This window comes from Myroides guanonis (genome assembly GCF_900114085.1).
Lineage (GTDB): Bacteria > Bacteroidota > Bacteroidia > Flavobacteriales > Flavobacteriaceae > Flavobacterium > Flavobacterium guanonis.
Window position 1 is genome coordinate 117,369 of record NZ_FORU01000008.1, and the last position, 11,268, is coordinate 128,636.

The following is an 11,268-nucleotide window of genomic DNA, read 5'->3' on the forward strand; positions in this document are numbered from 1 at the left end:
AAAATCCATTTATTTACTCGCTTTTGGTTTCTCCCAAAAATCGTAGTAATTAAACCATTGCAATGGATATTTCTTTAATATATTCGTGACGCTTGAACAATATGATTCCAATAAATGCTGTGCATCTCTGTGTTTTACTGATACACGTCGTGTATATAAATGATAATGAAGATTCTTTTCTTTCATTACATAAACACAAGCAACTGGCACATTCATTCTCGACGCAATACTAAAAGGTCCTGCAGGAAATAATGCATCCTCTCCTAAAAAACTTGTTTTTAGTGTCTTATTTCCAGGAAAATATCTATCTCCAGTGAAGCATATAATTTCATTGTTAGATAAGCAATTATTGATTTCAAAAATATGAGACAAATCATCCTTAACAACTATAAAGTTCAAATTCGTCTTAATAGAAATACTTTCAAAATAGTCTTTTATATGACTGTGCTCTCTATCGGTAGTAACCAAATGAATCTGTGACTTAAAATCAATATCTGCAAAGAAAAACTCAGCTACTTCAAAATTGCCAACATGTGCACTTATTAAAATTGCTCCTTTTTTTTCTTCTAATAAATCTTTTAATATTTCAATACCGTCAAAATCGTAAGTATATCTATTTCTTAAACCAAGTGAAATTGCCGTCTTATCAATCAAAACTTGTCCGAATCTAAAATAACTACCGTAAACTAAAAATATCGATTTAAAGAAATTAAATCCTTGTCGTTTATGTAAATAATAAAAAAGAGAACTATTAGATTTCCAAGCGGTTAAGGAATAATATAATGCAACAAAAACCAAAACACTATAAGCTATTCGTATGTTACATTTTTTAAGTAAAAAAACGAAAATCTTATACCCTAGTAGGTTTCCTTTTGATTTACCTTCCCATTGCGCCATGAATTCATTTAGTTTTTAGACATTTTACGTTCTATTAAATCGTAAAAATTTTGAAAAGTAACCAATTCTCTAAAATCAGCTTCTACTAATTTTACTCCAAAATTCGACTCTACTAAAACCACCAAATCAATATAGTCTAAACTATCTAAATCTAAACTCTCCTTAAGGTTATTATTTGCTTCAATAACCTCATTATCAACTTCAAACTCCTCTACTAAAATCTGATTAATTTTTTCTAAAATCTCTTCGTTATTCATCTTTAATTTATATTTTTCCAACAATCAAGGCAGAATTCGTTCCACCAAATCCAAAAGAATTCGACAAATATATATCAAATTTTTGTTCTAACGTTTCTTTAACAATATTTAAACGAGCCGAATCCTCATCAGCATTTTCAAAATTTTTATTAGCTGTAATAAAATTAGAATTCATCATTAAGGTTGAATAGATAATTTCACTAGCTCCTGCCATCCAACATTCATGGCCTGTAAGTGATTTTGTCGAACTTACAAACGGATTAGAATCTTTAAAAACCTCATAGATTGCTTTTGCTTCATTTGCATCTCCTAAAGGTGTAGAAGTAGCGTGGGCATTTATGTATTTTATAGAAGCTACATCGATTCCTGCATCGGCTATAGCTCTTCTCATAGCTGTTGCTGGTCCATCAACGTTTGGTGTTGAAATATGTCCTCCGTTAGAAGAAAATCCATACCCTAATACTTCTGCAACAATTGGTGCACCACGTCTTATAGCAGATTCATAACTTTCTAATATTAAAGTTGCTCCACCACCACTAGGAACCAATCCTGTTCTATCTCTGTCAAAAGGTCTTGAAGCTTTAGTTGGGTCTATTCCTTCCTCCGCAAAAACACCTAAACCATCAAAACTTGCCATAGCAAATGGATTAATTTCTTGAGCTCCTCCACAAATTATCATGTCTTGCATCCCGCTCTTTATCAAGGTATATCCCAAACCTAAAGCATGTGACCCACTAGCACAAGCCGCGCTAATTGTCATATTTATTCCTCTTAATTTAAATATCGTGGATAAATTCATTGTTATTGTTGAATTCATCGATTTGAATATTGCACCTGATCCTATTAAAGAAGTATCTTTTTTATCTCTAAAAATATCTACTGCTTCAACAACTGCTCTTGAAACACTGTCATTTCCATACAGTATTCCTACTTCATTATTTTCTAAAAAATCCATGGTTATACCAGCATTTTGCATCGCCTCCAAAGTAGCAACATAGGCATACTCAGTTTCTTCTCCAATGGACAATCTTTGTCTTCTGTTTAAAGTTGCCTTTAAATCAGGTCTTGGTACCATACCTGTAAAAGCAGATCTAAATCCTTGAATATGGCGTTCTTGATCATAAATAATCCCCGAAGTCCCTTTATAAAGTGATTGAGTGACATCTTCTATATTCAAACCTAAGCAAGAATATATTCCCATACCAGTTATTACAACCCTTCTTTCCATCTCATTATATTGTTTATGAATAAATTCCACCATTTATATTTATTACCTCACCAGTAATATAACTAGCTTTATCCGAAGCTAAAAATCCTACTAATTCTGCTACTTCCTCTGCTTTACCAAAACGATTTGCAGGTATGATCTTGACCAATTCTTTGGTATCTAAACTCTCTGTCATATCCGTTTCTATAAAACCAGGAGCTACCGCATTCACAGTAATATTGCGTTTAGCTACTTCTTGTGCAAGTGATTTCGTTGCTCCTACTATAGCTGCTTTTGCTGCTGAATAATTGGTTTGGCCTGCTGTTCCTTTTAATCCTGATACCGAAACTATGTTAATTACACGTCCATATCGATTTCTCAACATTTTTTGGATGAAGAATTGTGTAACACTGTAAAAGCCATTTAAACTAGTTTGAATGACTTTATTCCAATCTTCATAAGGCATCCACATGAATAATCCATCTCTTGTTATACCAGCATTATTTACAACAACCTCTACAACTGCTTCAGGATTAGCTTCAACCCAACGACTTAAAACTTCGGTAACTTCTATATGATTGCTTACATCAAATGGAAGTATTTCTCCTGTTGCTCCTAAATCTTCAACTTCCTTTAAGGTTTCTAAGGCCTTTTCTTTATTAGATTGATAGTTTATTAATATATGATAATCTCTAGTTTGAGCTAATCGAAGACAAATAGCTTTTCCAATTCCTCTAGATCCTCCCGTTACTAATGCTACTTTCATATTTCTAATTTTTTAAATAATCTTTGATTTCTTGAATATACGGATACATAATAAGATCTTCTTTAAACGCTGGTACTTTTGATCTCACTTCATTATACCATGCCAATGTTGAAGTCGTTAATTTGTCCTTACAATCCAAATAATCAATTGCTTGCGCCAAAGTTATTAATTCAATCGCAAATACTTCAAAACAATTTTCTATCACTTTATCACATAAAACAGCAGCATTCGTTCCCATACTAACAATATCTTGATTATCGTTGTTATTTGGAATGCTATGCACATACATAGAAGTTGATAATGCTTGACATTCTGCTGTGGTTGATGTTGCTGTAAATTGAGCTCCTTGCATTCCAAAATTAAAACCTAGCTTACCTAAATTAACAAATGGAGGTAATAACTCGTTGATTTTGGTGTTTAATAAATAGTTTAGTTGTCTTTCTGCCAACATAGCCATTCTAGTTACCACTAACTTCATCTTGTCCATTTCTAATGAGATGTAATCTCCATGGAAATTTCCTCCGTGATATACCTGCTTAGATTCAACATCTATTATTGGATTATCATTGGCTGAATTGATTTCGTTTTCCAATACTTTTTTCACTTCTAGAAGTGTATCGTGAACTGGTCCTAATATCTGAGGAATACATCTTATAGAATAATACTCTTGAACTTTATCTTTAAAAATAGCTTCTTGATTCGTTCCATTATAGAGATGTTCTTCACGTTTCTTAATCATTTTACTATCTGCTAAATGATTACGCATCAACTCTGCAATGTGTTGTTGCCCTTTATGCAATTTTGCTTGATTCAATTCTTTTGAAAAATGATCGTCATAAGCAGCTACTATTTCATTGATAGCACAAGCTATAGAAACAGACCAATTCATTAATTTATCTGCTTTGTACCAATTCAGTATTCCAATTCCCGTCATAACTGAGGTTCCATTCATCAATGAGATTCCTTCTCGTATATGAATTTCTATTGGTTTTAAATTCTCTAACTCAAAAACTTCTTTGGTACTTCTGCGATCCCCTTTATAAAAAACTTCTCCTTCTCCAATTAGAACTAATGCTAAATGTGCTAATTGAACTAAATCACCACTCGCACCAACACCACCATGAGAAAAAATTAATGGAGTAATTCTTCTATTTAAAAGTTCCTTCATCAATTGAATTACTTGGATATGAATTCCAGAATAACCCAAAGACAATGAATTTAAACGAGCTAGAATTGAAGCTCTAACCTGCTCTACTGATAATGGCTGACCTGTACCCGTCGAGTGACTCTTAATTAAATTATATTGAAGTTTTATGCACTCTTCATCTTGAATACGATATTGTGCCATAGGTCCAAACCCTGTATTCACACCATATATCACTTTATTTTTTGAAAAGTCGGAAAGAAAATTAAAACTGTCATCAACTCTTTTAATCAAACTATCTGACAAGGAGATTTCTTTATCTCCATTTAGAAAATTTATAAAATCTTCTAGTGATAAGTAACTATTTAGTTTACTCATTAATAGGCCTATTAATTATTTTTGTATTTAGCTTATGTTATTTACATTTGACGCAAATAAAATACGGGTCAAATTTAATACTATTAACATAATAATCACTATATAATGGCAATTGAAAATATCGATGTCCTAATTATTGGCGCAGGACCATCTGGGAGTGTAGCAGCAAGTTACTTGCATAAAATGGGGGTTTCTGTGAAAGTAGTGGAAAAAACAAAGTTTCCGAGAATTGTTGTTGGAGAAAGTTTAATTCCAAGAGTGATGGATAACTTTGACGAAGCTGGGCTATTACCTGCTTTATTGGAATATGATTTTCAAAAGAAAGAAGGTGCTCGCTTTATTCGCGGAAAACAAATCTGTCATTTTGATTTTAGTGATAAATTTTCTGAAGGTTGGGATTGGACTTGGCAGATTCCAAGGGCTGATTTTGACAAAGCTATTACAGATGAAATGCAACGAAAAGGAGTTGATATAGCCTTTGAAACTGAAGTGTTAAATATTGATTTTGAAGGTACTAAATCCATAGTAACTGTTTCTGATATAAATGGTAATACAAGAACTATACATGCTAACTTTTTAATTGACGCTAGTGGTTACGGAAGAGTAGTACCTAGACAACTAAAACTGGAGGCTAAATCAAAATTAAGTCCTCATTCAGCTATTTTTACTCATGTTGTAGATACCAACCGACTAGAAGGAGAGGAGGGAACAATGATTTCCTTCGATATTCTAGAAACAACAGTGTGGTTATGGGTTATTCCCTTTTCTAATGGTAATACTAGTTTAGGTATCGTTGGACCAACGGATTATATAGATTCATTAGGAGACGATACAAGAGAAGCTTTACAGAAAGCTATTCAATTGTCGGACTTTTACATAAAGCGCTTTGGAGATATTCCTTTTATCTTCGAACCTAGAAAGCTGTCTAACTATTCTGTTAGTGTTGAAAAAATGTTTGGAAATGGATATGTTCTAACGGGAAATAGTACTGAATTCTTAGATCCTGTATTTTCTTCAGGGGTTTGCTTTGCGACAGAATCAGGACTTTTAGCTGCAAAACTAGCTCACAAACAAATTCAGGGAATAAACGTAGATTGGAAAGCAGAATATGCTGACTATATAAATGAAGGTATTGATGTTTTTACTACCTACATCAAAGAATGGTACACCGGAAATCTACAAGAATTGTTTTTCCATCAACCTGAAAATCCTGAGGTGAAAAGAAAAATATGTGCTGTTTTGGCAGGATATGTATGGGATAGAGAGAATCCTTTTGTTCTAAAACACAATAGCGTTATTAAAAATATGGCTCATTTAATTAAAATGAATGACAATGATAATAAATAAAAAAAGCCCCCTTGAAATTATCAAGGGGGCTTTTTTTATAATGTTTTCAATTTAAAAACTACTTAGCTTCTTTAGCGATCATTTTCTCAAGTGTTTTAGCCGTTTTAGCAAATCCTTCTCCAACTCTTAGTCCATCATCGAAATTATTGAAAAATTGGTCTCCAGGAGCTTCTATTGCGTCTAATGTAACCAATAGAGTATTCATATCACTTCTTTTGAAAATTGAAATTCTGCTAGTTACCTTAGCCTTTTGCTTAAATGCGTCCCAACCTGGATAAATCCATAAAACATCTACAAGCATTACGTATTCACTTGTTGAATCATCTGTTACAAATTGAATATTTGTTTTATTAGTTGCTATACTAGTCAACAATTTTAGAAACATTGGTTGCCACATACCTAATCTGCTATCTCTCCATTTTGCTTCCCAATTATCTCCTACACCGTTTTGCTTCCCATTCAATTGCTTTTTCCTATCAGCTATATATTCTTCTTCAGTGAAATTAACTTTAAGTAATTTCAAGTTAGAATAGTCAAATTTAACTTCTACTTTGGAAGCTCCTTTTAAAAATTTAAAATCTCCTTCTTGGTTTTCTATCTTCTGAGAAAAACCGCTTATTGACATTAGAAATAGAGATATTAAAACAAATCTTTTCATATATACTAAACTATTAATATTTAAGGATACGAATGTATATATTAATAATTGAGTTTAAAAAATAGTCGTTATTTTTTATCGTAAATAAATGAAGTAAAGTCATTGTTGATATCTTTAAATTATCATAACATACTACAAATCAACTATAAACAACCCAAATTTCAATGATAAATAACAGTAAAATAATGCGTTGTTAATATCCAGTTGACAAAGATTGATTTTCAATGCTTTACAATGTGGTCTAATATGTTGATAAGTATCTAAAGAAAACAATAACTATTTTTTGTTTAATTCAATAAATTTTCAATACTCAAACCCGAATGAGATTTCAAAATTTATTTTCAATTACTTTTAGGTTTGCTATTTGTATAACTACACCTAGTTATCAACAACTATTAACAACTCGACTTATTATCAAATTTGTGTTGATATATGATAATGCATTTTTTTAAAATATTGTAAGTACATTATAATTAGGTATTTATATATATTACAAATGTTGATAACTTTTAATAAGTGAGCATTTCTATTATATCAGATAAAGTTATTGTAGATATTAACAAGCAATATAAAGAAGAAAGATCTTTTTAAAATTTTAAAATTTATTTATCTATTATAATATAGTGTTGATAACAAAAAATGAATTAAAAATTGAAATGAATTGTAAAATGAAATCTGGATTCATCTTTTATGATTTGATTGTCAGTCAAATTTTAATTTTCATTGTAACTTTGCTCTAGTTTTATTTAAAAAAAATTGAAAGTAATACTATGATATCATTTAACTATGAATTGGATTTTACGCTTGTTGATGAGGACAAATATACAAGTTGGATTGAAGCTATATTAGAATCAGAAGGTTTTATTGAAGGAGAGATAAATTATATATTTTGTACTGACGAATATCTACACAAGATTAATGTAGATTATTTAGATCACGATACGTATACTGATATCATTAGTTTTGATTATACGGAGGGGAAGATAATTTCAGGTGATATATTTATCTCTATAGATAGAGTTAAAGAGAATGCATTGGAATTAGGTGTATTATTTTCAGAAGAATTACTTCGAGTTATGTCTCATGGTATTTTGCATTACTGTGGTTATTTAGACAAAAGTGAAGCTGAAGAATTGCTTATGCGTTCTAAAGAGGATGAGAAAATTAAGTTGTTCCACGTGGAACAATAAGTTCTTCTTATTTATTATTAATTAAATGTTCCACGTGAAACAATGAGTTTATTTAATGTAGATTATGATGTTATTGTAGTAGGAGGTGGTCATGCTGGTTCAGAGGCTGCTGCTGCTGCTGCTAACATGGGTTCTAAAACTTTATTGATTACAATGAGTTTACAAAACATCGCACAGATGTCTTGTAACCCTGCAATGGGAGGTATCGCAAAAGGACAAATCGTTAGAGAGATAGATGCTCTTGGTGGTTATTCTGGAATTGTGTCTGACCAAACAGCAATACAATTTAAAATGTTGAATCAATCTAAAGGACCTGCTATGTGGTCTCCAAGAGTACAATCAGACCGTATGCGTTTTTCTGAGACTTGGAGATTAATGTTGGAGGGCACTCCTAATTTAGATTTTTATCAAGATATGGTTACTGGTCTTTTAGTAGAGAACTATAAGATTATTGGTGTTAGAACTTCTTTAGGAATTGAAATAAAAGCGAAAGCGGTAATTCTTACAAACGGTACTTTTTTGAATGGATTAATCCATATTGGAGAGAAACAGTTTGGAGGTGGTAGAGCAGGAGAAGGTGCTTCTTTTGGAATTACTGAAAATTTAGTGGCTCTTGGTTTTGAATCAGGAAGAATGAAAACGGGGACTCCTCCACGAGTGGATGGTAGATCTTTGGATTATTCTAAAATGGAACCACAACCAGGAGATGTAAATCCTTCTAAGTTTTCTTACCTAGATGTTACAAAACCTTTAACTGTGCAACGCGATTGTCATATGACTTATACTTCTCCTTTAGTGCACGATTTGTTACGTGAAGGTTTTGATAGGTCACCAATGTTTGCTGGAAGAATCAAAAGTATTGGACCGCGTTATTGTCCATCTATTGAAGATAAGATTAATCGTTTTGCTGATAAAGATAGACATCAGATTTTTGTTGAGCCAGAAGGATGGAATACTTGTGAGATTTATGTGAATGGTTTTTCTACCTCTTTACCTGAAGAAGTTCAGTTTAAAGCTTTACGCTCTGTTGTTGGTTTTGAAAATGTAAAAGTGTTTAGACCAGGTTATGCAATCGAATATGATTACTTTCCACCAATACAATTAAAGCATACGCTTGAAACAAAATTAGTAGGAGGATTGTATTTTGCTGGACAGATTAATGGAACGACTGGATATGAAGAAGCGGCTTCTCAAGGTTTAATGGCTGGTATGAATGCTCATCTAAAAGTGAATGAAAAGGAACCTTTTATTCTTCGTAGAGATGAAGCTTATATTGGAGTTTTAATAGATGATTTAATTACTAAAGGAACTGAAGAGCCTTATAGAATGTTCACGTCTCGTGCTGAGTATAGAACTTTACTTCGTCAAGATAATGCTGATTTTAGATTAACACCATTATCTTATGAATTAGGTTTAGCTAGTAAAGAGCGTATGCAAAGGATGGATATTAAGCAGTCAAAATCTGAAAGTTTCGTGAATTTCTTTAAGGAGACTAGCGTAACATTAGCGGAAGCAAATCCTATATTAGAAGCGAAAGAGTCTTCTTTGATGACACAACCTGATAAAATGTTTAAGGTATTTTCAAGACCTCAGATTGAATTGAGTGATATTTTAAAGTTTGAAAAAGTTCAGGAGTTCATTGAAGAACATGATTTAGATATGGAAATTATTGAACAAGCTGAGATACAAGTTAAGTATTCTGGGTACATTGAAAAGGAAAGGAATAATGCTGATAAACTAACGAGATTGGAAGATGTTCGTATTCCAGAGAACTTTGACTATGATAAAATAAAGTCTTTGTCTTATGAATCTAAAGAGAAATTTAAGAAGATTCGTCCAATTAGTATATCTCAGGCTTCACGTATAAGTGGAGTTACACCTACTGATATTTCTATTCTATTAATACATATGGGTAGGTAATGTTCCACGTGGAACACCTTATTAAAATTTAATATGGATATAAAAGCTACAGAGAAAGTTTTAAAATTAAGAGATTATTCTGTCAGTGGAGAAACTTTCGAACTGTATTTGGATACAGAACTTGAACTTTTAAAAACAAATCCTCAACCGCAAGGTGAGGATTTGAATCGTTATTATGAGAGTGAAGATTATATTTCTCATACAGACTCTAAACGCAATTGGTTTGAAAAAGCTTATCAAATAGTAAAGGGAATAACTATTCAATCTAAGGTCAAATTAATTGAAGGTTTTAGTTTAAATGGAAAAACTATACTAGATATTGGATGCGGTACTGGTGATTTTTTAGTAGGAGCGAAGAAGGTAGGATGGAAGACATTGGGATTAGAACCAAATTATAAAGCATGCGAAATTGCAAAAAGTAAAGGGGTTTCTATAGTTGAGAATCTTGAATTGATAGATTCGAATTCTGTAGATCTAATAACTATGTGGCATGTTCTAGAACATATACCTGATCTGAATTCTCAAATAATAGCTATTAAAAGAGTATTGAAAAAGGATGGAATTCTTTTAATAGCTGTTCCAAATTACAAATCATATGATGCAAAATACTATAAATCGTTTTGGGCTGCTTATGATGTTCCAAGGCATTTATGGCATTTTTCACAAACATCTATAAAGCTATTATTTGAAAAATATCAGTTTAGTTTAGATAATAAATACCCAATGTGGTTTGATAGTTTTTATGTTTCATTGCTTTCAGAAAAATATAAAAATGGAAAATCGAATGTATTAAAAGCTTTTTGGATAGGTTTAAAATCAAATATGAAAGCTAGAAAAACAACTGAGTTCTCATCTATCATTTATAAGTTAAGAAAGAACTAGAAAGTATTTGAGTGTAATTTAAGCAATCGTTTTAGTTTGTAGAATGAAAATGATTGTTAGAAAGGAAAAACAAAAGCGGTTTAAGATTATTATTTATAATCTTAAACCGCTTTTGTTTTTTTATAATATAAAATCTGATAGAATAGGAGAAATGAATTATAAATGCTGATTTCTTCAATGTTGAAGAAGTCATTATTGTGCTTTCCTTCTGCTTTACAGTAGGGATGAAGTATAGATAAAGCATAGATGCTTCTACTCTTGAGCGTGGTAATGCCGTGTTCTGAACGTATACAGAACGAGGTAAGTGCATGTTTCTACGGGAGGCTAGTCGCTTTCAATAATTAGTGATTATGCTAAAGGATATGTTATTACTAGGATTTGCGATCTTTTATTTATATAGAGGATGAAAATCGTATCGGACTCATAGAATCTATATCGGACATTTGAATTCGTTTCGCAATCTCATTAGTTCCCTACGTCATTGTGAAAAGATTTTATTAAGAGATTGCGGGTCGTAGCCCGCAATGACTGTTTTCTTTTGTTGTAATTGAATGGTTGGATGAAAAACATAGAAGAACATAATATATTTAATTCTCTCTACGTCATTGAAAAATGATTTACA

General features: G+C 31.7%; 10 protein-coding genes. 4 read left to right on the forward strand and 6 right to left on the reverse strand.

All coding sequences use genetic code 11. The annotated features are described in order from the left end of the window. Positions 1–9: 9 nt before the first annotated feature. The 5 genes from BM024_RS08415 to BM024_RS08435 are packed head-to-tail and all read right to left on the reverse strand — an operon-like array spanning position 10 to position 4,649. Positions 10–897 (reverse strand): LpxL/LpxP family acyltransferase, encoded by an 888-nt coding sequence (locus BM024_RS08415; RefSeq protein WP_090679209.1) that lies wholly within the window; start codon positions 895–897, stop codon positions 10–12. A gap of 8 nt (positions 898–905) precedes the next feature. After that, positions 906–1,154, reverse strand: a complete 249-nt coding sequence (locus BM024_RS08420) for an acyl carrier protein (protein WP_090679238.1) — start codon at positions 1,152–1,154, stop codon at positions 906–908. Positions 1,155–1,161: 7 nt separating this feature from the next. Then, entirely contained in the window at positions 1,162–2,382 is a 1,221-nt protein-coding gene (locus BM024_RS08425; RefSeq protein ID WP_090679236.1) for a beta-ketoacyl-[acyl-carrier-protein] synthase family protein, read from the reverse strand. A 13-nt stretch (positions 2,383–2,395) separates the two neighbouring features. Further along, positions 2,396–3,127, reverse strand: coding sequence for a flexirubin biosynthesis SDR family reductase FlxB (gene fabG / locus BM024_RS08430; RefSeq protein WP_090679211.1), 732 nt, complete (start codon positions 3,125–3,127; stop codon positions 2,396–2,398). Positions 3,128–3,131: 4 nt separating this feature from the next. Then, positions 3,132–4,649 carry a flexirubin biosynthesis tyrosine ammonia-lyase FlxA gene (locus tag BM024_RS08435; RefSeq protein WP_090679213.1) on the reverse strand — a complete coding sequence of 506 codons (1,518 nt, stop codon included), beginning with the start codon at positions 4,647–4,649 and terminating at the stop codon, positions 3,132–3,134. A 105-nt stretch (positions 4,650–4,754) separates the two neighbouring features. On the opposite strand from BM024_RS08435, the gene BM024_RS08440 reads away from it, so the two are divergent. After that, positions 4,755–5,996, forward strand: a complete 1,242-nt coding sequence (locus BM024_RS08440; RefSeq protein ID WP_090679214.1) for an NAD(P)/FAD-dependent oxidoreductase — start codon at positions 4,755–4,757, stop codon at positions 5,994–5,996. 58 nt (positions 5,997–6,054) lie between these two features. Here BM024_RS08440 and BM024_RS08445 read toward each other — a convergent pair whose 3' ends face one another. Next, positions 6,055–6,654 carry a hypothetical protein gene (locus tag BM024_RS08445; protein WP_143077744.1) on the reverse strand — a complete coding sequence of 200 codons (600 nt, stop codon included), beginning with the start codon at positions 6,652–6,654 and terminating at the stop codon, positions 6,055–6,057. Positions 6,655–7,424: 770 nt separating this feature from the next. On the opposite strand from BM024_RS08445, the gene ybeY reads away from it, so the two are divergent. The 3 genes from ybeY to BM024_RS08460 are packed head-to-tail and all read left to right on the forward strand — an operon-like array spanning position 7,425 to position 10,646. Beyond that, positions 7,425–7,844, forward strand: a complete 420-nt coding sequence (ybeY, locus tag BM024_RS08450) for an rRNA maturation RNase YbeY (RefSeq protein ID WP_090679217.1) — start codon at positions 7,425–7,427, stop codon at positions 7,842–7,844. A gap of 42 nt (positions 7,845–7,886) precedes the next feature. Beyond that, the gene (gene mnmG / locus BM024_RS08455; protein ID WP_090679219.1) at positions 7,887–9,764 is read left to right on the forward strand and encodes a tRNA uridine-5-carboxymethylaminomethyl(34) synthesis enzyme MnmG; all 1,878 of its coding nucleotides are present in this window, start codon (positions 7,887–7,889) and stop codon (positions 9,762–9,764) included. 33 nt (positions 9,765–9,797) lie between these two features. After that, positions 9,798–10,646: a class I SAM-dependent methyltransferase gene (locus BM024_RS08460; protein WP_090679221.1), complete on the forward strand. Its 849-nt coding sequence runs from the start codon at positions 9,798–9,800 to the stop codon at positions 10,644–10,646. Positions 10,647–11,268 lie beyond the last annotated feature (622 nt).